The sequence below is a fragment of the Oceanobacillus sp. FSL W8-0428 genome, from assembly GCF_038004405.1.
GTDB classification, from domain to species: domain Bacteria; phylum Bacillota; class Bacilli; order Bacillales; family Amphibacillaceae; genus Oceanobacillus; species Oceanobacillus sojae.
The window spans coordinates 2,554,199-2,575,926 of record NZ_JBBORB010000001.1 but is presented as its reverse complement, the minus strand read 5'-3'; the positions used below and the strand labels follow the sequence as shown (position 1 = coordinate 2,575,926).

Below are 21,728 nucleotides of genomic sequence, written 5' to 3'. Positions count from 1 at the left end.
TGTGGTGACTTCTGTGTTGTCACATGGACGTGACGGTTTTAACAGAAGTTCCTTGAGAGATTGCTCTCTCAAAACTGAACCAAACAACCAAGTACAAAATTCCGTTATATATCCTTAGAAAGGAGGTGATCCAGCCGCACCTTCCGATACGGCTACCTTGTTACGACTTCACCCCAATCATTCGTCCCACCTTCGGCGGCTGGCTCCAAAAAGGTTACCTCACCGACTTCGGGTGTTACGAACTCTCGTGGTGTGACGGGCGGTGTGTACAAGACCCGGGAACGTATTCACCGCGGCATGCTGATCCGCGATTACTAGCGATTCCGGCTTCATGTAGGCGAGTTGCAGCCTACAATCCGAACTGAGAACGGTTTTATGGGATTTGCTTGACCTCGCGGGCTTGCTTCCCTTTGTTCCGTCCATTGTAGCACGTGTGTAGCCCAGGTCATAAGGGGCATGATGATTTGACGTCATCCCCACCTTCCTCCGGTTTGTCACCGGCAGTCACCTTAGAGTGCCCAACTAAATGCTGGCAACTAAGATCAAGGGTTGCGCTCGTTGCGGGACTTAACCCAACATCTCACGACACGAGCTGACGACAACCATGCACCACCTGTCACTTTGTCCCCGAAGGGAAAACTCTGTCTCCAGAGCGGTCAAAGGATGTCAAGACCTGGTAAGGTTCTTCGCGTTGCTTCGAATTAAACCACATGCTCCACCGCTTGTGCGGGTCCCCGTCAATTCTTTTGAGTTTCAGCCTTGCGGCCGTACTCCCCAGGCGGAGTGCTTAATGCGTTAACTTCAGCACTAAGGGGCGGAAACCCCCTAACACCTAGCACTCATCGTTTACGGCGTGGACTACCAGGGTATCTAATCCTGTTCGCTCCCCACGCTTTCGCTCCTCAGCGTCAGTTACAGACCAGAGAGTCGCCTTCGCCACTGGTGTTCCTCCACATCTCTACGCATTTCACCGCTACACGTGGAATTCCACTCTCCTCTTCTGCACTCAAGTCCTCCAGTTTCCAATGCACGTTTACGGTTGAGCCGCAAGATTTCACATCAGACTTAAAGAACCGCCTGCGAGCGCTTTACGCCCAATAATTCCGGACAACGCTTGCCACCTACGTATTACCGCGGCTGCTGGCACGTAGTTAGCCGTGGCTTTCTGGTCGGGTACCGTCAAGGTACGATCAGTTACTATCATACTTGTTCTTCCCCGACAACAGAGTTTTACGATCCGAAAACCTTCATCACTCACGCGGCGTTGCTCCGTCAGACTTTCGTCCATTGCGGAAGATTCCCTACTGCTGCCTCCCGTAGGAGTCTGGGCCGTGTCTCAGTCCCAGTGTGGCCGATCACCCTCTCAGGTCGGCTACGCATCGTCGCCTTGGTGAGCCATTACCCCACCAACTAGCTAATGCGCCGCAGGCCCATCTGTAAGTGACAGCAAAAGCCGCCTTTCAACTTACCATCAGGAGATGATAAGTATTATCCGGTATTAGCTCGCGTTTCCGCGAGTTATCCCAGTCTTACAGGCAGGTTGCCTACGTGTTACTCACCCGTCCGCCGCTCGTTCCACGAACGTCCCTCCGAAGAGTTCTGTCCGCTTCCCGCGCTCGACTTGCATGTATTAGGCACGCCGCCAGCGTTCGTCCTGAGCCAAGATCAAACTCTCCATAAAAGTGTTTGTTTCTTTAGCTTTCAGAAGTCAACTTCTGACTTAAATATTCAAGAAAAACGAGGTGTTTTTCTTCTTTCGTACTGGTTGTTTTGTTCAGTTTTCAAAGAGCAATTTCTTTGTCGCTTTTAAAAACAGCGACCAAATTAATATATCATGTTTCAAAACCATTGTCAACAACTTTTTAAACATAAGCTGTTGAGTGGGCCTGAGTGGACTCGAACCACCGACCTCACGCTTATCAGGCGTGCGCTCTAACCAGCTGAGCTACAGGCCCATAATCTTTATGGAGCGGGTGAAGGGAATCGAACCCTCGTCATCAGCTTGGAAGGCTGAGGTTTTACCATTAAACTACACCCGCTTATACAAATAAAAAACCAAACTTTCTTCTGGTCGGGAAGACAGGATTCGAACCTGCGACCCCTTGGTCCCAAACCAAGTGCTCTACCAAGCTGAGCTACTTCCCGATGGCGCGCCCGAGAGGAGTCGAACCCCTAACCTCTTGATCCGTAGTCAAACGCTCTATCCAATTGAGCTACGGGCGCATTATAAACGAACTTTTATATACTATCACATCTCTTAAATCAATGCAATAAATTTTTAAAAGTTAATTTTCCAATCAATCTCTCAACCACCTGTGCAATCAATCGACTTTTAATACTATAGCATGTCCTTATCATTGATGCAAGGGGAAATCCTCAAAAAAATATAATCAAACTATTCTTTCAAAAAAGACTCCCCTTTCTATTATTGATAGTTATTTCAATTCAGAAATTTAAACTTTTAGCCTCATAAATTATAAAGTAAAAATCACCTGAACTTCCAGCATCAAACCTTTGTTCGCTATTGAAGTAAAATTAAGCTGCAAATACCTGCATGCTATCTTTCACCCATTAAATATAATAGTCTATTTCTTTTAAGCTTTTTCTTTCTTCTATAGAAGAGTCAATAAATCCAATAAAATAGCCATGGTAAGATAATGACCTTCTACTAAAATCGCTCATATCATATGAACTACGTAAAAATTATCACAAATGTTTTTGGCGGCACGGGTACTTCCCCATCTAAAACATTTCCAATTACTCAGTTTATCAAAACTGTTACTCCTTCTCCGCTTCCTTAAAACTCTTAATTCCTTTCATTGTACTTTTTAAACACATACTTCTATAGAGGTAAATTAAGCCATAAAATAATAACACCACTACTTGTTATTGAATAGTACTGAACAAAATGCTATAGTAAAATGAATCAGCTTATTACCTAACCTATAAAGAGGGTGACTTTAGTGTCTGCACAATTAAAAAAAGGGGTTCTTGAACTCTGTGTATTAGTATTGCTTGATAAACAAGATTTCTATGGATATGAGTTGATTAAACGTATTACGGATAAAATCGAAATATCGGAAGGATCTGTCTATCCAGTATTACGCCGAATATTGAAACAGGGGTACTGCACAACTTACCTTAGAGAGTCCACAGAAGGACCGAGCAGAAAATATTATCATTTAACAAATGAAGGGCAAGATTACCTCCTGGAACTTAAAGAAGAATACGAGAAATTCACGCGAGGCGTTGATTCGTTAATGAAGGAGGAGAATAATGAATAAATTAGATTTTTTAGAAGAACTTCGCTACTACTTAAGAAACTTATCATCACAAGATCAAAAAGAGATTACTCAAGACTTTGAAGAGCATTTTGAAATGGGGCGGGCAGAAGGAAAAACAGATGAAGAGATTGTTCGTTCGCTGGGTTCTCCCCAACAGATTGCGAAAGACCTGCAGTCCACACAACAATATGAAAAAGTGCCGGTAAATCATTCTGAACAAAACCAATTTCCCAGAATAGGTATAATCATTGGACTCTTTTTCTTCAATCTTATTATTATCCTCGGCCCTTCTATCGGTATTGCCGGGACGATTTTGGGCATATGGGTTATTGCTTTTTCTTTTGTTGCACAACTTTTTATAGCAGGTGTTCAATGGATTATCCATCCTGAATCATTTTATCTATTTGAACTATTTTCCTCCATTACACTGGCAGGATCAGGATTATTAATCTTTATCGTAATCAATTATGTTACAAATGCAGCTATCCGCATATTTTCTAGGTATATTGCTTTCAATGTACGTTTGGTAAAAGGAGAGGATCGAGCATGATAAATGGAAAACGAATTATCATTTTAGCAATATTCCTGCTTCTTATCGGAATTATTGGCATGGTTGCTACTTTTTCATCTTACAAGCAGTCTGCTTTCTATGAAGAATCCGAATCTATTCCTATCAATGCTAATGAAATAAATGAAATTGAAGTGGATGCTGAAAATACAGAAATACATCTTCAAGCAGCTAACAGCGAAGAACCCAGGGCAGAATATACTGCAACAGGAAAAAAGATTAAAGATCAAGAGATCCTTACTTCAGTTGATGGAGATAAATTAACAATTCAAATCGAAGAAACCTCCTTCTCTTTCTTCGATTTAGATTTTTTGTTTCGTTCCAAAGCTACATTAAAAATTTTTGTGCCTAAGGATACAATAGATAAAATAAAAGTGAAGACAACGAATACAAAAATTGCTGCAGTTCATCTGCAAGTTGATGAACTGCAGCTCCATACAAGTAATGGCCGAATTGAAGGTGAAGATATAGAAACTTCTTTATTCAATCTGCAATCATCCAACGGAAAAATTGAATTGGATAATATACAAGGAGATACAAATGTTAGAACTTCAAATGGAAAAATCACCTTAGAAAATATTATTGGCGAAGTGAAAGCAAATACAAATAACGCAAAGCTGACCTTGGATTCTATACAAGGAAATGTAAATGTAGAAACGACAAATGGGAAGGTTGATTTACAGAATATTTCCGGGGAAATTACAGCAAAAACGAATAATGCAGCAGTATCCATTGCGGCAAAAGGATTTGATTATCCAATGAATTTAGAAACAAGTAATGGAAAAATCACTATTATTTCTAATAAAAAGCCTGAAAATGCAACCTTTGATTTACGTACAAATAACGGAACCATTCGCGTATTTGATTCTAAGGATTGGGATATCACTTACGGAAATGGGGAGACATTGATTAAAGCTCATACAAGTAACGGTGGAATTACGATTGAATAGACAAAAGATGATTTGATCTGCTGCTCTAAAAAACCTCTAATCTGTGTAAAAAATTTAATAACAGATTAGAGGTTTTTTATAAACATTTATCCGACCAGCCTCTCCTGTACAGCAGACTCTATAAGTTGTGAAGGCATGTCTTTCCCCGGCAAACATTAACTGTATCAATTTCTCATTTTAGGGTCCAAAATATCCCGTAACCCGTCACCAATCAAATTAAATCCTAATACAACAAGCATGATAGAAAGTCCCGGCATAAGCAATGTCCATGGAGCCAGCTGAATAAATTCCCTGGAACTAGCAAGCATTTGTCCCCATTCTGGTGTTGGAGGCTGTGCCCCAAGCCCAAGAAATCCAAGTGCAGCTGCTTCTAGTATGGCAGTCCCAAAGCCAAGCGTGGACTGAACAATAATTGGCGTAATACTATTGGGTAAAATATGCCGGAAGATAATCCGGCCATTTTTCATTCCCTGCGCCCTGGCGGCCATAATATATTCTTCTTCCCGCAAGCTAATGACTCTGGATCGAACAATCCTTCCAAAAATCGGGATATTAATTATTGCAATTGCAATGAGTGCATTCTGCAAGGAAGCCCCAAGAATCGCAACAATTGCAATAGCTAGTAAAATACTTGGAAAAGCCAGAAGTATATCAAATACCCTGGAGATAATCATATCGACCCAGCGTCCAAAATAGCCTGCGATAATCCCAAGCAATGTCCCGAATACCAAAGCACCTGTAACAGCAAAAAAACCAACCTGCAACGAGACTCTTGCTCCATAAGCTATTCTGGTAAATATATCTCTTCCTAAATCGTCAGTTCCCATCCAATGCTCACCAGAAGGAGGCTGGAGGCGATTGGCCAGATTTTGTTCTTGAAATGAATATGATGTAAGAAGCGGTGCAACAAGTCCAAGTATAAGGAAGAAAATAATAATAATCAGGCCGGCCACAGCAAAACGATTTTTTCTCAAGCGCCGAAAGGTATCTCTCCAGGAAGATATCGCCTCTAACTGCTCCTCATCTGCCGGCTCTTCTCTATTTATGGGGTTCGTTAGTGGCTGCTCAGTGTCTTTCGGTTTTCTCTCATGTCGTTTCATCACAGCTCCCCCTTAATAATTAATCCTTGGATCAATGATTTTATATAGAATATCTACAACAAGATTAATAATAACAAAAATAAATGCAACAACTAAAATGCCAGACTGAATAACTGGATAATCCCGATAATTTATTGCTTCAAATACATATCTTCCTATCCCCGGCCAGCTAAAAATTGTTTCAGTTAAAATGGCACCGCCTAATAAGACTCCTGCCTGCAGACCGATAACAGTCAACACCGGAATCATTGCATTTTTTAATGCATGTTTGTATATAATAAGAAATTGCCCTGAACCTTTTGCACGTACTGTACGAATATAATCTGATTTCATAACCTCCAGCATACTAGACCTTGTCATTCTGGCAATAATAGCCATTGGAATTGTACCCAATGCAATACTTGGAAGAACTAAATGCTTCAGTATCGTACCTGTTCTGGAAAAGTCCAAATGAATCAGTGAATCAAGTACATAAAAATAAGTAATCGGCGCCATCGGATCTCTGTTGTCCTGCCTGCCATATGCCGGAAACCATCCAAGCTCCTGAGCAAAAATCCATTGTTCCATCAACGCCAGCCAAAAAACAGGTATGGAAACACCAATTAAAGCAAAAAGCATCGCAAGAAAGTCGAACCAGGAATTTTGCTTCCAGGCACTGATAATTCCTGCATTAACACCTATAAATACTGCAAAAAGCATCGCAAAAATCGTTAATTCAAACGTAGCAGCAATATAAGGCCAAATTTCAGCAGATATTTCTGCATTGGAACGCAAGGAAGTTCCCAGATCCCCTTGCAGCAGATCTTTTACATATAATCCATATTGATTCAGATAAGGTTCATTGAGCCCCATACTTTCTTCCAGATTTTCTATTGCTGTTTGATTGGCAGTTTCTCCCAAGATGACTTGGGCCGGATTTCCAGGTATCAAATGAACAATGGAAAAGGTGATTAATGTCATACCAATCAGAACGGGAACCATCATCAATAATCGTCGGATAATATAGGAAACCATGATTTCACCTCTATTCTACTTTACGTAGTTTTAGTTCTTTCCGAGAGTAAAGAAATGGAGGCCCCTTACTAAAAGTCCTGCATCCCTCCTCTTGAAGAATCAAAGAAATCATTATTGCACTTATCAGCTGATTTTTAAGAGAAGGATAGATTTCCAGTAGAAAAAGGGACTCCTTTATTTATTTCTATTAATTAGTCAACCAGTTCTACTTCTGCTAAAGATTCGCTTGTCGATGGATGCGGTACATAGTTTTCTACAGCATTTGTTGTCGCAAGCACCGGTCTGGAATGTACTAAAGGAACCATTGGCGCATCGTCTGCAATAATTTCCTGCGCCTGCTGATAAAAAGAAGCCCGCTCATCCTGGTCTATAGATAATTTCGCTTGGTTTAAAAGCCCATCCACTTCATCATTGGCATAAAATTCCCTGTTACTGCTTCCTACATTATCACCATGCAATAAGCTGCTAAGGAAGTAATCAGGATCCCCGTTCGTTCCTGACCAGCCGAGCATATACATTTGATGATCCCCGTTCATCGTTTTTTCCAAATACGGAGCCCATTCTTCTCTGACAATCGTAACTGTTATACCAATTTGCTCAAGATTATTCTGGATAATCTCTGAGACTGTTTCTGGATCTGGCATGTATGGTCTTGCTACAGGCATGGTCCATAATTCGATTTCCAAACCTTCTTCATAGCCAGCTTCTGCCAATAATTCACTAGCTTTTTCCGGATCATACTCCAGACTCTCTACTTCATCGTTATAACCCATATAACTAGGAGGAAGCGGAACAGAAGCAGGTGTCGCATATCCAGCATATAATGCATTTGCAATAGCTTCTTTATCAATGGCATGACTGACTGCATGCCTTAAATCCTTATTATCGAACGGCTCTTTTTGGACATTAAATCCTACATATCCAATATTATTTTCCTCCCGTTCATACAGTTCCAGACCTTCCTCCGCTTCTACACTTGCTGCATCATCAGGATTTAACCCATCCATAATATCAATTTCTCCAGACCGGAGAGCAATCAGGCGGGCAGCATTGTCCGGAATTACTTCAAATACAACTCGATCTAATTTAGGAAGTCCGTCCTTACGATAATCCTCAAATTTATCCAGTACAATAGAGTCGTCTTTGCTCCAGCTGACAAATTTAAACGGTCCTGTTCCAACAGGATTTTCATTAATTGCGGCACCATATTCCTCTAATGCGGCAGGTGAAGTAATCGGGAAATAGGTCATAGCCATATTTTGCAGGAAAAACCCTAAAGGTTGACTCAATATAAATTCGATTTCATGATCATTGACTACATTAATCTCTTCAATGACATGATTCTCATCCCCCTTAAATCCTCCAAACATCGTTCCATACATGGAATAAACATAGCCATCATCCGCAAAGGCATATGCATGTTCAGGATCTGCCCAGCGTTCAAAGTTAATCTTTACAGCTTCTGCATTAAAATCAGTTCCATCATGGAAGGTGACACCTTCTTCCAAATAGAAGGTATAACTTAACCCATCATCAGCAACCTCCCAGTCATGGGCAAGTCCCGGCATAATCTCAAAGGAATCCTTGTCAAACTCCAAAAGACTTTCATAAATTTGCTTTGTAATACGAGAGGATTCTCCATCCGTTGTACTCGCCGGATCAAGACTTTCCGAATCCCCTCCTCGAGCAAATATCAACACCTGATCTCCTTCTGCACCTTCAGCTTCTGTTCCTTCGTCGCCCTCTGCAGCCGGATCTTCATTTTCTGCGGTATCCTCTCCTTTTTGTCCGCCATCTCCTGTACATGCAGCCAGCACCAATAAAACAGCAAACAGCAGTGCAATAAAAAGTGAATATTTCAACCTCATTCCTATTCCCCCTCATTTTTAGTTTATAAAAATAATATTCTGTCAGCCTGCTTATCCATATAAATGACAGGCAACAAAATGATTATCTTCCACAGATTTAAATTCAGGTCTTACTTCCTTGCAAATATCTGAAGCGTAAGGACATCTTGTATGAAAGGCGCAGCCAGATGGAGGATTAGCAGGACTTGGCACATCCCCCTTCAAAATAATCCTATCTCTCCGCAAATCAGGGTCTGGCAGCGGGACAGCGGAAAGCAAGGCCTGCGTATAAGGATGTTTTGGATTATCATAGAGGCTGTCTTTATTTGTCAGCTCAACCATTCTTCCTAAATACATCACACCGATTCGATCACTAATGTGCTTAACCACACTTAGGTCATGTGCAATAAAGATATATGTTAAATTAAATTCATCCTTCAATTTTTCCATTAAATTAAGTATTTGCGATTGAATAGATACATCCAATGCGGAAACCGGCTCGTCACATATAACTAATTTGGGATTATTGGCAAGTGCCCGGGCAATTCCAATCCGCTGTCTCTGACCTCCGCTGAATTGATGTGGATATCTTTTTGCATGATAAGGACTGAGACCAACAACCTCTAATAGCTCCCGGATTCTTTCAATCCGTTCTTTAGCAGATTTCATACCATGCACTAACAACGGTTCACCAATTATTTTTTCTACTGTATGTCTGGGGTTCAGAGAAGCATAGGGGTCCTGAAATATAATTTGCATATCTCTTCTCAATTTACGCATTTCATTATTATTTAAATTCGTAATATCTTTATCGTTAAATACAACTTTGCCTTCTGTGGGTTCCACCAGGCGCAAAATAGACTTTCCGGTAGTAGATTTACCACACCCTGATTCACCTACAATCCCCAGAATCTCTCCTTCCATGACTGAAAATGATACATCGTCTACCGCCTTTACCTCACCGACTTTTATTCCGAGTGGTCCACCTTTGATATCATAATATTTCTTCAGACCCTCAACTTTCAATATCGGATTTTGCATGTTTTTTTACCTCCCCTTCGTTGTTATCATGTAAAAAGCACCTACTTTTTCGATTATCTTCCAAAGAGTAAAGCTCTGGAGCTTCATGAAAACAGCGTTCAAAGGCAAATTCGCATCTTGGAGCAAAATTGCATCCAATCCCTCCTGTTTTCGGTTTCGGAACTATCCCGGGTATGGAATACAGTTTTTGCTCTCTTTCATGAATCTTAGGTAACGACTTAATCAATCCTTGAGAATAAGGATGCTGTGGATCTTTTAATATTTCTCTGGTTGTCCCCTGTTCTACTACCTGCCCGGCATACATGACAACAACCCTGTCACATATCTCTGCAACTACTCCCAAATCATGTGTAATCAGCAAGATAGCCGTATTTTCTTTTTTATTTAAATTCCGCATTAAATCCAATATTTGTGCCTGGATTGTAACATCCAGTGCCGTGGTTGGTTCATCTGCAATCAATAACTCCGGATCACAGGACATCGCCATCGCAATCATAACTCTTTGTCTCATACCGCCCGAAAGCTGATGCGGGTATTCATCCACGATCGCATCAGCTCTGGGGATTCCAACAAGTTTCAACATCTTAATTGCTTTTTGCCTTGATTCTTTTTTCGTTATTTTTTGATGAATACGAATTGCTTCGATCAGCTGATTTCCAATGGTAAACAACGGGTTTAGCGATGTCATCGGCTCTTGGAATATCATTGATATTTCATTTCCCCGTAATTTTTTCATCCGCTTTTCGGAAGATCTTACAAGATTTTCTCCCTTGAAATTTATTTCACCACTCACAATTCTTCCCGGCGGGCTGGGAATGAGCTGCATAATGGAAAGAGAAGTAACACTTTTTCCACTTCCTGATTCTCCAACAATACCTACTACCTCTCCTTTGTGTACCTTAATGCTTACACCATTTGCTGCAGGTATTTCTCCATTATCAGTAAAAAAATGTGTATGTAACTCTTTTAATTCCAGGACTATCTCTGACATTCATACTCCCCCTGTTTTATTCTTTGAATTAATAAATTCTAAGAAAAGTGATAATAGCTGATCTTAAAATCCACGTCATAATACATAATATTCTAAATTTTTAATCAATAAATATTATGAATCTATTTAACAAAAGTTGTCCTAAGTTATAATATGGAAGATATACTTAAACATTCGTATATTGCTATTTTTTTCATCTAAATATATATTTTCGGAATAATCATTATTATTTAAAATTAATTTTCATACATAAAAAAAGCTGTCCCTGGCAATCAGGAACAGCCTTTTAAAATTTCATCATAGATAAACGTTCGTAAAACTCTAATAGAAGCAAACTTCATTTTATCCTTTTACAAGAAAAGAATCATCGATAGCACAAACATAAACACAACACCTGATATCATCGGTACAGAAGTACGCTTAATAATATGAATTGGATTTAATTTTAACGTTCCAGCTACAATTAAGATAACAGCAGCTACAGGGGATACGGCCCGGAATAAGTTCCCTGCCATTCCCATTGGAACACTGATAGCAATTGGGCTGATACCTGCTGCCTCGGCAAGTGGTACAACCAGCGGAACCATTGCAAAGAATAAGGCAATGCCGCTCCCGCTCAACAGGACTATTAACGCTGTGACAGCTACTAAAATAAGCGGCAGAATAAATCCGTTTCCTTCGCCATGTGTGCTTTGCATTGTTTCCTGCAATGTGTCAATCAAACCAATCGATTGTAAACCTGCAACAAAGACAGAAGCAGCAACCAGTAATGCTACAACTGGGAGCATATTACCCATTCCTGTAAAGAATTTCTCTGTGCTTGCAAAGACCTCTTTCGCCTTACGATGACGAATCAATTCACAGACAATTGCCAGGATAAATGAAATTAACACAGCAATTTCTACATTAACAGCTATCGTAGCTGAGGTTGTCATTTCAACAATAAAAGAAACGAGTAAAATAATAATCGGAAATACTGGAAGAATCGAATAAACTGTTTTATAAAGTTTACTACCCTCTACCTTTTCAATATCTTTTAATTCCACCTGTTCCTCTGACTCCGCTGCCGTCATTTTTTTATCCATTCGTTTTTGCCAGAAATAGTGAACTAACGCGATAAATAAAATGGTAGGAATCGATACAAGCGCGTGATAGCTAAATACATATTGTGTTACTGTCATATCATTAAACATAGGATATTTAGCAAGTTCCTCTGCAATAGCAACGTTATCACTGCCCAGCGGTGTCGGTACGATCGTTGCTGAGGTGGCAATAACAGCACCAATACTTAATGTAGACATCCCCGCTTGTTTTAATACAGGATACAAGGTTGCAAGAAGCAGAATTGCTAAAGTCGACGCACTTGGAATAACCAAAGATAAAACGTTTCCAAGCAAAAATGTAAGTGGAACTAGAAAATAAACCGATTTTACTTTATTAATAGGTTTTGTCAATACTTGAACGGTTAAATCATTTGCACCAATGGAAGACATATAAGCGGTATATCCTCCAAGAATAAGAATAATTAATCCAGCTGAGCTCAGTGTTGCTTTGAACTGTTCAACAATTACCTGTAATGGATCGAGCAGGGCTGAGCCGGTAGACTGAAAGTCCTGAAATACAATATCTTTTCCCATTGCTAAACTAATCAAAAGCAGAACAATTCCCATTAAAAATAAGGCAATTTTAATATCCATTTTCTTGATCAGCATATAGACAATAACGACAACAGCTAAAATAGCGGAACCGTACATAATAAGATTATCTAACATGATGTCTTCCCTCCGAAGAATGGTTAATGCTTAATTACATTTTTGAATGCTTTCCATAAACCATTTTTTAAATTCTTTCGCATCAATATCAACACAAACGTTTACATTTGGCGTTTTATTCATTTTTCCTTTTAAATCAACAACGGTTGTTCCTTTTGTTAAAGCACCATCTAATTCAACATCGACATAGGAATGTGCTACTTCAAACAGCTCCGGTTTTAGCAAATAAGCAACTGCACAGCTGTCATACATTTTCAAACCATGATTGAAGCTTCCACCCCGGTATTTTTTAAACAAATGATAAATCATATTTCCTGTCTTATTCATATCTTTTAAAACTTCGCTGTCTTCCGGATAAACAAGTGCTTTTAGACCAACATCCAATCCAGCCATAGCAATAGGGACACCGCTTGCAAAAACGATTTTAGCAGCTTCTGGATCTGCATAAATATTAAATTCAGCCATTACCGAGGAATTCCCTCTGCCTGTTGATCCTCCCATCATGACAATTTCCTTAATGTTCTGCTTCACTTCCGGATAAGTTCTAAATAACAATGCAATATTTGTTAATGGACCAATCGGTACAAGTGTCACTGGTTCATCGCTTGTTAGAATCTCTCTCTTCATCGCAGTTACAGCATGTTCATCTAAAAGAAGGCTTTCATCTGCTTCTTCAAAATCATAACCATCCATGCCTGTCTCTCCATGAATATCACTGGCATCAACTGGATCAACGATTAATGGTATTGCAGCACCTTTGGCAATAGGAACCTGCTTATCAAAGAATTTCATTAATCGGAGCATGTTATACGTAACTTTTTCTAAGCTGACGTTTCCATTTACCGTTGTAATTAAGCGGACATCGAGTTCTTCACTGTATAAAGCAATTCCCAGCGCAACTGCATCATCAATTCCTGGATCTGTATCAATAATAACTGGTTTCTTATTCATGACAATTCCTCCAATATTTTTCTATGTTGAATTTTGTTCAATGCTTTAAAAATATTTTTTTATAATAAGCAGGACATCTTCTCTCCCGGCTTAACAGATGCCTGCATCTTTCTTCTGTATAATTACTGTTCTTACCTGAGAGAAAACCTTGCTGCTTTATTGACTCTTTATTCTTTTGATAACCTCTGCTCTTGTCGGCATTCCTTCCTGAGCTCCCATTTTCTCTACAGCTAAAGAGGCTGCGGCATTCGCAAATTCAATTGCTTTCTCTATATCTTTTTCTTTTGCATATTCCGTTACAAAGGCTCCGTTAAAGGTATCTCCTGCTCCAGTAGTATCCTTTACCTTTGCCTGAAAAGAAGAAATTGTCTTCTCTTCCCCATCCGGTAAGGTGAAGGCAACACCGTGCTCTCCTTTTGTCTCTATAATCTTCTTTTTTATAGATAAAGTATCTATGGATTGCTTCATTGCCGAATGCTCTGATTCATTCGGTGTAATAAACGTTGCTTTTTCTACAACTTTCTTCATAACCTTGTTATATGGGGCCGGATTAATAACAACAGGAATACCATGCTTATATGCAAGTTCTACCGTATATTCAATCGTTTCCATCGGTATCTCAAATTGCATTAATATGATATCGCAGGAAAGAATAATTTCCTGTTTATCTTTCACCATTTCCGGTGTTACATATTTATTTGCGCCTGGAGCAACAATAATTCGATTATCACCATCAGAAAGAATAATGGTTGCTACACCTGTTGATTCATGAGAAACGGTTATAATTGCTTCATCATTAGCGCCTTCATTACGAAATCTTTCTTTCAGGCTTTTTCCGAATGCATCATCACCAACAGCTCCAACCATGACAACCTCAGCTCCCAGTCTGGCTGCTGCAATTGCCTGATTTGCTCCCTTACCGCCGGGGTAAGTTGTAAACGACTCACCAAGAACCGTTTCACCCTGTTCAGGCACTTTATCCGTTGTTGTTACCATATCCATATTGATACTTCCGACAACACAGACTCTTGGATTTTTTTTCATACAATTCATTCCCTTACTTTGTTGATTGTCTTTTGATTAATTGAACAGTGTATTGTTCAGAAGTAACTTCCTTCTGCTTATTTTCCATCCGGTCAATAATTATTTCAGCAGCCCGCTGTCCAATTTCATAAATGGGCTGCCCCATCGTTGTCAGTGCCGGTGTTGTAATTTTCCCTAATTCAATTCCATCAAATCCAATAACAGATAAATCTTCTGGAACACGCAGGTTCAAAGCTTCAGCAGCCTTTAAGACGCCCACCCCCATTAAATCATTCGCAGCAAAAATGCCATCAATTTCAGGGTGTTTTTTTATTAATTCCTTTACTGCCTGATAGGCGCCCTCAAAGGTATATTCTCCCGAGGTAATAAAATCTTCTGAAAACCAATTCTCTTGTTCCACTGCTTCCAAATAACCTTTTTTACGTTCTACTGCACTTGTTGTATCTTCCGGACCACTTATATGTGCAATCCTTTTACAGCCTGACTCCTGCAGATGCCTTACTGCTTCTATTGCACCTGTCCGGTTATTCACCGTAACAGAAATCATATCCACAATTTCCCTGTCTAAAGCAACAATTGGAACGTTTACTTTATTTAGCGTTTCTAAAGGAATAGAGCTTGAAACCATTACCACACCGCCAATTGTTTTTTGCAGAAGGGCATACAGATATTTCATTTCCTTTTCCCGGTTGTTGTCTGTATTACAAAGAATAAAAGTATAACCCGACTTATTTGCAGTATCCTCTACCGCCCGAGCCAGCTCAGGAAAGAAGGGGTTCATAATATCCGGTACAAATAATGCAATCATTTTAGACGTCCCCTTAAAAAGAGTCCTGGCTACATCATTTGGCCGATAATCTAATTCTTTAATTGCAGCTTCTACTTTTTCTTTTGTTTTTTCATTGATATAACCATTTTTATTCATCACACGGGAAACAGTAGCAACAGATACGCCGGCAAGCTTTGCAACCTCTCGGATAGTCGCCATAACATTCCTCCTTCTATTATTTATGTAACCCGTTACATACAATTATAAATTTAAAACGGATTTATGTAACCCGTTACACAATATTGTAAAACGATTTCATTTCATTGTCAATGATTTTTCTTTTTAATATTTTATGAAGTATATACATCCATTACAGCTAATTTCTTACCACTTCGCACAGATAACAAAGCTATCCAAAGATTTTGCTTCCTCTTGCTGATGATTCATTAAATGATAATAAATATTTATAAGAGATTGATATGCTTCTCCATTTTGATCAAAATCAGTCCGGATATCATTTGCTTCATTGATTTCCCAGCCTCCATCCTGAAGGTATGCCGCATCAACAATGGTCTCCCTGGTTATTTGAAATCCTATGTTCTCCAGAATTCCTTTCACTTGTCTTTTTCCAAACAGGCATTGAATATTTCCACCATTTCCGATTTGACTGCTGTGAAGTGCTAATAATGATGCCGCTAAAAAATGTGCCCGTTGCCCGCTTCTTGTATAATCCAAATCCCATTCTGCAAAGCAGATTTGATTCGCTATCTCCTTTACTTTATCAATATAATCAATAAGAGTCTGTTCATTTTCAAAGTACCAGGAAGCATGCGATAAAACGACTGCGTCAAAGGCTGTTTCTTCCTCGAAGGCTAAAAAGTCCGTTTCAAAATGAAAGGTAATTCTATCCCCAAGTGAAGTTCGCATTATTCGATTGGCCGCCTCTTCCAAAGTTAATGGAGCTCCATACTCCTTACTTGCGATATCAATGGCTGTTACTCTTCCGCTTTCCCCGACAGCATCTGCAAGTACCAACGTTGTGTCCCCTTGCCCGCATCCTATTTCCAGCACATGCATCCCCTCTTTAATATCAAAAGCTTCCACCAGATGGACCCGGTGAGCCAATTGGATTTCCTGGATTGGATCATTTTTGTATATATCGTATTTTTCAATGATTTTCCTTGCATTTTTAAAATTATTATCTTTCAATGATATCCACCTCCAACCTTTTTATTATAAAAAAGGATGAACTAAAATAATGTCCACCCTCTTACTCATTGTATATTCTTTCCGATTCCTTTGGTACAGGCTGTTTCGATCCAGCCTGCAGCCGTAGGAAATAAAATATCCCGGTAATAATCAGCACGCCGCCTATCATCTCTACATGAGTAAGCATCTCATGTAAAAGAATAACAGCCAGGATAGATGCACCAACCGGTTCTCCCAATGTACTCATAGAGACTGTTGTGGTATTTACATAGTTTAACAGCAGGTTAAAAATAATATGTGCCCCGGTCGGGAAAATAGCTAGCATGATAAAGACCAGCCAATCATTTCCAGTATAACCTGTAAAAGCTATTCCGCCAATAAGATTAAAAACAGCAACCGCAATCCCTGCTACCAGAAATACTAAAAAGCTGTATACCCAGTGATTAATTGATTTTACATTTCGTTGACCGATCATTAAATAAAGTACCACAGAAACAACAGCCAGGAAGGATAAAATATTTCCCATCAAAGCAGAGCTGCCGCTTCCTAAGCTGCCTCCTCCAACAATAACGACACCCATAAAAGCAATTCCCATTGCTATTACTATACGTACATCTAATTTTTCTTTAAAGAAAATCAGACCTCCAATTAAAGCAATTGCAGGCTGCAGCGCTAAGATCAAAGTGGAGCTTGCCACTGACGTATGATTTAAAGACTCGAACCATAATCCAAAATGACCAGCCAGAAAAATCCCGGCAAATACAATGGCTATCCACTCTTTTCTGTTTATCTTAAAAAATGATTTTCGATATTTAAAAACCATAGGAAAAATTAATACGCATGCTAAAAACATCCGATACATTACCATGATGGTAGAAGGTGCATCCGATAATTTCACAAGTATTGCCGATAAGGATATGCAGATAATTGTGATAACTAATAGTAGATTAATGGTTCCCTGTTTCAATTATTACCCCTCCTCTGAGATTGCGTTCTGTTTTGTTAAGAAGAGGTCAAGCATTTCTATTTCAAAATCACCTCTTACATTAATAATATAAATAGGATCATTACCAAATAATAATAGCATGCTGAATGCATTTTTGACATCTATTCAATTCATAAAAGAGTCCATCCTTCCATTCTCTCCTTAGTAAAGCAATTAAATTTTACAAACAGACAAACTATGGTAAATTCTAATTGAAAATAATTGAGACCAAAGGAGAAATTATGCCAAATTTAAAAGATCAAGTCGTACTAATAACCGGAGCAAATCGCGGACAAGGGAAAGGTATTGCTAAACACTTCGCTTCACTCGGTGCAAAAGTTGCAGTAGGAGCCAGAAGTTTTGAGGATGCTGAAGCACTCTCCGCAGAAATCGGAAAGAATCAAAGTCTTCCTGTCCAATTGGATGTGACAAACGAAGCTGATTGGACTGCTGCTGTCCAATCTATTATCGAAGCTTATAATAAAATAGATGTACTTATTAATAATGCCGGTATTTTCATTAAAAAACCTTTGTTAGATACATCTGTGGAAGATTTTCAACAGTTAATCAATGTGAATCAGCTCGGTGTTTTTATGGGAATAAAGGCAGTCGCACCTTACATGGAAAAACAGCAAAAAGGGTCTATTGTTAATAATGTATCCATCTCTGCTTATGCGCCAATCAACGACGCAGCTGCTTATGCAGCATCAAAAGCAGCTGTTTCCAACCTTTCTAAATCTGCTGCAATCGAATTAGGTCCAAAAGGGATTAGAGTGAATTCTATCCATCCAGGTGTTATTCAAACAAATATGGTGAGCGGCAGTAATCTGAATATCAATGAAGCTGATGCCATTCCATTAAGGAGACTGGGCCAAGCTAATGATATAGCTCAAGTAGCTGCTTTTCTTGCTTCTGACGAGAGTGCTTATTGTAACGGCGCAGAAATTGTGGTGGACGGCGGGCTTACTTTAGGTACGGATGTTTAATTAGAAGCTTATATATTTTCCATCATGCAAGAAAATAGAGAGGCTGATAAATCACCTCTCTATTTCAAATCTCTAAATGGGATAGATAATTATTAAAAGAGGATATGCTTATTCTGAATTTCATTCATTCAAGACTTTTAAAAAATAAAAAACCACTACCACTTCAGGTACTGGTTGGAGAATATAGCAGATCTATTCTGAACCCGCTAAATAGATATTTCATGTGCTACTAATATCCCATAGAATGTCTTTCTTTCTGTTCTAACACTTGCTAAAATTTTATTAAGATCTAAAGCTGTCTTCTAAATTATAAGTCAGCCTGATAGTATACAAAAGTGAGATGCTTCCCTTCATAAGTAGTTTCTTCTCTGCTTATTTCTTCAAAACCCCTTTTTTTCAATACTTTTTGAGAAGCTATATTATCAGCAGTTGTCTGCGCTTTGATTTCCTTCAATTTCAGCATCTTTGCTTCTTTTTTAAGAAGCTCTAATGCCTGTCCTGCGACTCCTTTTCCTGTATAAGCTTCTCCTACTCTATATCCTAAAAAACCGCTCTTCAAAGAATAATCAATATCTGTTAAATTTATTCTTCCTAAAATTTCTCCATTGGTATCTTTAATTAAAAAAAAATAAGATTGCTTATCAGCTTGTTCTTTCAGTAATTCTTTAAGCCTGTCACGAAAATAATCCTTTTGATAATAATCATCGCCCCGGGAAGGAACAAATTTTTCAAAGTAATTTCTGTTATTTGATTCAAATGCATACAGCTTATCCTCATCCTCCATTTGCAGCGAAGCAATATGTATCATCAAAACAGCATCCTCTCTCTATGTGCCACACCAATATATATGACCACGGGATTTTTTATATATTATTTCACAAGAGCAGATTCCTGTCGATAGGATTTAAAATTTTTATTTTAAACATAATAAAAGCAGCCGGATTAAGAAGCACTGTAAAAACGAACAGCACTGCTCCGGCCGCTTCAAATTAATCAATTACTCTGTGGTTTTCATCTACCTGCAGCTTTTCCGTCTTTTCTACAGCGGCAACAAACCCGTCACCATGACAAACGGTACATGTATAGTGCCACTGTTCGTCGTCCATTAATAACCCAGTCCCGTCACAAGCTTTACAGGCGTGTTTCTGAGATCCCATAGCTGACTTCCTTTCTATTGTTTTTCTTTAATCCAATTTATAATCCCGCCGGCCAGCAGGATTTCAAGATGCCGTTTGGTAAGGTCATGCTGGACGGTAATCGTGCGATCTGTTCCTTTCAGTTTTATATCAAATGTACGCTGATTTTGAATTGTTTGATGGATATGACGAAATTCAAGTATATCCTCCGGATGGAGCAGATCATAGTCTTCCTCATTCACAAACGTTAACGGTAAAATACCGAAGTTGATCAAATTCTGCAGATGAATACGGGCAAAATCTTTCACAAGTACAACCTTTAATCCGAGGTAACGTGGTGCGAGCGCTGCATGCTCCCGGCTTGATCCTTGTCCGTAATTAAAGCCTGCTACCACCATATGGCCGCCATCATCACGTTTTTTCATGGCCTTTTCGTAATAATCCTCATCAATAATCTCAAACGCAAAAGTACTGATTCTTTGAATATTACTGCGAAATGGTAATACTCGGGAACCGCCGGCAAGAATCTCATCTGTTGAAATATTATCCTGCATTTTTAATAAAATAGGCAAGTCGAAGTTATCTTCAATTGGCTGAAAATCTGGTATAGCGGTGATATTCGGTCCTTTTTCCAATTTGATTTGACTGTTATCTTCCGGTGGTGCTTCCAGCATTCCTTTTGTTGAAAAGGTAGTTGGCTCTTTTATTTTCGGATAAGAAATATCTAATGTCCTTGGATCTGTAATAACACCTGTTAATGCAGAAGCGGCTGCTGTCTCCGGGCTGCATAGGAAGACACTGTCTTCTCTTGTACCGGATCGGCCCGGGAAGTTTCTTGGTGTTGTACGTAAACTGTTTCGTCCTGTAGCCGGAGCCTGACCCATTCCAATACAGCCATTACAGCCTGCCTGATGCATCCGGGCTCCAGCGGACAAAAGATTTGCAATATGTCCATTCTCTACAAGCTGCTCCAGCAACTGACGGGAGGTTGGATTAATGTCAAAAGAAATCCCGTTAGCAGCCTGCTTCCCTTTAACAATTTCACTGGCAATCGCGAAGTCACGATATCCCGGGTTGGCCGAGGAGCCGATATAAGACTGATATATAGCTTCTCCTGCAACTTCTGTAACTGGTACAACATTACCCGGGCTTGATGGTTTTGCAATCAATGGTTCCAGCGCAGATAAATCAATTTTTTCATGTTCATCATATGTCGCTCCGTTATCAGCTTTTAATTCTACCCATTGATCTTCACGTCCCTGTGTTTTCAGAAAACGCTTCACTTCTTTATCAGAAGGAAATACGGTTGCAGTCGCCCCAAGCTCAGCACCCATATTGGCAATAACATGCCGATCCATAGCAGATAATTCTTTGATACCCGGTCCATAATATTCAATTATCCTACCGACTCCGCCTTTTACGCCATGACGGTGCAGCATTTCTAAAATGACATCTTTAGCGCTGACCCAGTCTGGAAGCTTCCCTGTAAGCTCTACCCCCATAATACGGGGCATTTTTACATAATAAGGTTCTCCTGTCATCGCCATTGTCACATCAATTCCGCCTGCACCAATTGCCAGCATTCCCATACAGCCGTTCGCACATGTATGACTATCTGACCCTAATAAGGTTTTCCCGGGGCGTGCCAGCTGCTGCATATGAACAGGATGACTGACTCCGTTCCCCGGCCTGCTGTAGTAAATCCCGAATTTCTGTGCTGCACTTCTTAAAAACAAATGGTCATCCGCATTACGAAAATCTTCCTGAATCAAGTTATGATCTACATATTGTGCAGAAGCCTCTGTTTTCACCCGATCAATTCCCATTGCTTCCAGCTCCAGCATCACCATCGTACCTGTAGCATCCTGCGTTAATGTCTGATCAATCTTTATTCCAATTTCTTCTCCGGCCTTCATCTCTCCTGACAGCAAATGATCATGAATTAATTTTTGAGCTGCATTAAGCTGCATGTTGCTTCCTCCTTAAAATATACTGTCCTGATTAGAATATGCTTATATAGTATTTATTACACATATCAAATGAAGTTAAACTGTATATTATAGTGTTAAGAGCAATCCATT

18 protein-coding genes, 4 tRNA genes and 1 rRNA gene are annotated in these 21,728 nt (G+C 39.5%); 4 read left to right on the top strand and 19 right to left on the bottom strand.

Features of this window, described 5'->3' with window-relative positions; genetic code table 11:
• Positions 1 to 118: 118 nt before the first annotated feature.
• From MKY30_RS12200 to MKY30_RS12180, 5 genes are all read right to left on the bottom strand, one after another.
• Positions 119 to 1,681 (bottom strand): 16S ribosomal RNA (locus MKY30_RS12200).
• A gap of 200 nt (positions 1,682 to 1,881) precedes the next feature.
• A tRNA-Ile gene (locus MKY30_RS12195) sits at positions 1,882 to 1,955 on the bottom strand.
• A gap of 10 nt (positions 1,956 to 1,965) precedes the next feature.
• Positions 1,966 to 2,039, bottom strand: a tRNA-Gly gene (locus MKY30_RS12190).
• 29 nt (positions 2,040 to 2,068) lie between these two features.
• Positions 2,069 to 2,145 (bottom strand) — tRNA-Pro (locus tag MKY30_RS12185).
• Between the two features lies 1 nt (position 2,146).
• Positions 2,147 to 2,223: transfer RNA gene (locus MKY30_RS12180), tRNA-Arg, on the bottom strand.
• Positions 2,224 to 2,963: 740 nt separating this feature from the next.
• Between MKY30_RS12180 and MKY30_RS12175 the strand changes: the two genes are divergently transcribed.
• From MKY30_RS12175 to MKY30_RS12165, 3 genes are read left to right on the top strand one after another with little or no spacing between them, the layout of a single operon-like run.
• Complete coding sequence (locus tag MKY30_RS12175; protein WP_147211083.1) at positions 2,964 to 3,284, top strand: PadR family transcriptional regulator; 321 nt, start codon at positions 2,964 to 2,966, stop codon at positions 3,282 to 3,284.
• Positions 3,277 to 3,834 (top strand): DUF1700 domain-containing protein, encoded by a 558-nt coding sequence (locus MKY30_RS12170; protein WP_147211084.1) that lies wholly within the window; start codon positions 3,277 to 3,279, stop codon positions 3,832 to 3,834. Before MKY30_RS12175 ends, MKY30_RS12170 begins: the two co-directional genes overlap by 8 nt.
• Positions 3,831 to 4,802 carry a DUF4097 family beta strand repeat-containing protein gene (locus MKY30_RS12165; protein WP_341084049.1) on the top strand — a complete coding sequence of 324 codons (972 nt, stop codon included), beginning with the start codon at positions 3,831 to 3,833 and terminating at the stop codon, positions 4,800 to 4,802. Before MKY30_RS12170 ends, MKY30_RS12165 begins: the two co-directional genes overlap by 4 nt.
• Before the next feature lie 164 nt (positions 4,803 to 4,966).
• On the opposite strand, the gene nikC is transcribed toward MKY30_RS12165, so the two are convergent.
• The 11 genes from nikC to MKY30_RS12110 form a co-directional block, all read right to left on the bottom strand.
• Positions 4,967 to 5,902 (bottom strand): nickel transporter permease, encoded by a 936-nt coding sequence (gene nikC / locus MKY30_RS12160; RefSeq protein WP_147211086.1) that lies wholly within the window; start codon positions 5,900 to 5,902, stop codon positions 4,967 to 4,969.
• 12 nt (positions 5,903 to 5,914) lie between these two features.
• On the bottom strand, positions 5,915 to 6,916 hold the full coding sequence (locus tag MKY30_RS12155; RefSeq protein ID WP_147211087.1) for an ABC transporter permease: 1,002 nt from the start codon (positions 6,914 to 6,916) through the stop codon (positions 5,915 to 5,917).
• Positions 6,917 to 7,107: 191 nt separating this feature from the next.
• Positions 7,108 to 8,784: an ABC transporter substrate-binding protein gene (locus MKY30_RS12150; RefSeq protein ID WP_147211088.1), complete on the bottom strand. Its 1,677-nt coding sequence runs from the start codon at positions 8,782 to 8,784 to the stop codon at positions 7,108 to 7,110.
• Positions 8,785 to 8,835: 51 nt separating this feature from the next.
• On the bottom strand, positions 8,836 to 9,804 hold the full coding sequence (locus tag MKY30_RS12145; RefSeq protein ID WP_147211089.1) for an ABC transporter ATP-binding protein: 969 nt from the start codon (positions 9,802 to 9,804) through the stop codon (positions 8,836 to 8,838).
• Positions 9,779 to 10,795, bottom strand: a complete 1,017-nt coding sequence (locus MKY30_RS12140; RefSeq protein WP_156985612.1) for an oligopeptide/dipeptide ABC transporter ATP-binding protein — start codon at positions 10,793 to 10,795, stop codon at positions 9,779 to 9,781. The genes MKY30_RS12145 and MKY30_RS12140 overlap by 26 nt, the downstream gene beginning before the upstream one ends.
• Positions 10,796 to 11,145: 350 nt before the next feature.
• Positions 11,146 to 12,567: a C4-dicarboxylate transporter DcuC gene (dcuC, locus tag MKY30_RS12135; protein WP_147211091.1), complete on the bottom strand. Its 1,422-nt coding sequence runs from the start codon at positions 12,565 to 12,567 to the stop codon at positions 11,146 to 11,148.
• A gap of 30 nt (positions 12,568 to 12,597) precedes the next feature.
• Positions 12,598 to 13,518 carry a ribonucleoside hydrolase RihC gene (rihC, locus tag MKY30_RS12130; RefSeq protein WP_147211092.1) on the bottom strand — a complete coding sequence of 307 codons (921 nt, stop codon included), beginning with the start codon at positions 13,516 to 13,518 and terminating at the stop codon, positions 12,598 to 12,600.
• 156 nt (positions 13,519 to 13,674) lie between these two features.
• The gene (gene rbsK / locus MKY30_RS12125; RefSeq protein WP_147211093.1) at positions 13,675 to 14,562 is read right to left on the bottom strand and encodes a ribokinase; all 888 of its coding nucleotides are present in this window, start codon (positions 14,560 to 14,562) and stop codon (positions 13,675 to 13,677) included.
• A 13-nt stretch (positions 14,563 to 14,575) separates the two neighbouring features.
• Positions 14,576 to 15,550, bottom strand: a complete 975-nt coding sequence (locus MKY30_RS12120) for a LacI family DNA-binding transcriptional regulator (RefSeq protein WP_147211094.1) — start codon at positions 15,548 to 15,550, stop codon at positions 14,576 to 14,578.
• Positions 15,551 to 15,715: 165 nt separating this feature from the next.
• Positions 15,716 to 16,540 (bottom strand): SAM-dependent methyltransferase, encoded by an 825-nt coding sequence (locus MKY30_RS12115; RefSeq protein ID WP_341084045.1) that lies wholly within the window; start codon positions 16,538 to 16,540, stop codon positions 15,716 to 15,718.
• 61 nt (positions 16,541 to 16,601) lie between these two features.
• The gene (locus MKY30_RS12110; protein ID WP_341084043.1) at positions 16,602 to 17,507 is read right to left on the bottom strand and encodes a DMT family transporter; all 906 of its coding nucleotides are present in this window, start codon (positions 17,505 to 17,507) and stop codon (positions 16,602 to 16,604) included.
• A gap of 260 nt (positions 17,508 to 17,767) precedes the next feature.
• Here MKY30_RS12110 and MKY30_RS12105 point away from each other — a divergent pair, with 260 nt between their 5' ends.
• Entirely contained in the window at positions 17,768 to 18,511 is a 744-nt protein-coding gene (locus MKY30_RS12105) for an SDR family NAD(P)-dependent oxidoreductase (RefSeq protein ID WP_341084041.1), read from the top strand.
• Positions 18,512 to 18,818: 307 nt separating this feature from the next.
• Here MKY30_RS12105 and MKY30_RS12100 read toward each other — a convergent pair whose 3' ends face one another.
• The 3 genes from MKY30_RS12100 to MKY30_RS12090 all read right to left on the bottom strand — a co-directional run bounded on the left by MKY30_RS12100 (position 18,819) and on the right by MKY30_RS12090 (position 21,617).
• A complete protein-coding gene (locus tag MKY30_RS12100) occupies positions 18,819 to 19,319 on the bottom strand; it encodes a GNAT family N-acetyltransferase (protein ID WP_341084039.1) in 501 nt (166 codons plus the stop codon).
• 181 nt (positions 19,320 to 19,500) lie between these two features.
• Positions 19,501 to 19,668: a hypothetical protein gene (locus MKY30_RS12095; protein WP_175637143.1), complete on the bottom strand. Its 168-nt coding sequence runs from the start codon at positions 19,666 to 19,668 to the stop codon at positions 19,501 to 19,503.
• 14 nt (positions 19,669 to 19,682) lie between these two features.
• Positions 19,683 to 21,617 carry an aconitate hydratase gene (locus MKY30_RS12090; protein ID WP_156985617.1) on the bottom strand — a complete coding sequence of 645 codons (1,935 nt, stop codon included), beginning with the start codon at positions 21,615 to 21,617 and terminating at the stop codon, positions 19,683 to 19,685.
• Positions 21,618 to 21,728: the final 111 nt, after the last annotated feature.

Excerpts from the sequence above, each read along its gene's own strand:
- MKY30_RS12170 (WP_147211084.1), top strand. The coding sequence starts at position 3,277 with ATGAATAAATTAGATTTTTTAGAAGAACTTCGCTACTACTTAAGAAAC.
- MKY30_RS12165 (WP_341084049.1), top strand. The coding sequence starts at position 3,831 with ATGATAAATGGAAAACGAATTATCATTTTAGCAATATTCCTGCTTCTT.
- nikC (WP_147211086.1), bottom strand. The coding sequence starts at position 5,902 with ATGAAACGACATGAGAGAAAACCGAAAGACACTGAGCAGCCACTAACG.
- MKY30_RS12155 (WP_147211087.1), bottom strand. The coding sequence starts at position 6,916 with ATGGTTTCCTATATTATCCGACGATTATTGATGATGGTTCCCGTTCTG.
- MKY30_RS12150 (WP_147211088.1), bottom strand. The coding sequence starts at position 8,784 with ATGAGGTTGAAATATTCACTTTTTATTGCACTGCTGTTTGCTGTTTTA.
- MKY30_RS12145 (WP_147211089.1), bottom strand. The coding sequence starts at position 9,804 with ATGCAAAATCCGATATTGAAAGTTGAGGGTCTGAAGAAATATTATGAT.
- MKY30_RS12140 (WP_156985612.1), bottom strand. The coding sequence starts at position 10,795 with ATGTCAGAGATAGTCCTGGAATTAAAAGAGTTACATACACATTTTTTT.
- dcuC (WP_147211091.1), bottom strand. The coding sequence starts at position 12,567 with ATGTTAGATAATCTTATTATGTACGGTTCCGCTATTTTAGCTGTTGTC.
- rihC (WP_147211092.1), bottom strand. The coding sequence starts at position 13,518 with ATGAATAAGAAACCAGTTATTATTGATACAGATCCAGGAATTGATGAT.
- rbsK (WP_147211093.1), bottom strand. The coding sequence starts at position 14,562 with ATGAAAAAAAATCCAAGAGTCTGTGTTGTCGGAAGTATCAATATGGAT.
- MKY30_RS12120 (WP_147211094.1), bottom strand. The coding sequence starts at position 15,550 with ATGGCGACTATCCGAGAGGTTGCAAAGCTTGCCGGCGTATCTGTTGCT.
- MKY30_RS12105 (WP_341084041.1), top strand. The coding sequence starts at position 17,768 with ATGCCAAATTTAAAAGATCAAGTCGTACTAATAACCGGAGCAAATCGC.
- MKY30_RS12100 (WP_341084039.1), bottom strand. The coding sequence starts at position 19,319 with ATGATACATATTGCTTCGCTGCAAATGGAGGATGAGGATAAGCTGTAT.
- MKY30_RS12095 (WP_175637143.1), bottom strand. The coding sequence starts at position 19,668 with ATGGGATCTCAGAAACACGCCTGTAAAGCTTGTGACGGGACTGGGTTA.
- MKY30_RS12090 (WP_156985617.1), bottom strand. The coding sequence starts at position 21,617 with ATGCAGCTTAATGCAGCTCAAAAATTAATTCATGATCATTTGCTGTCA.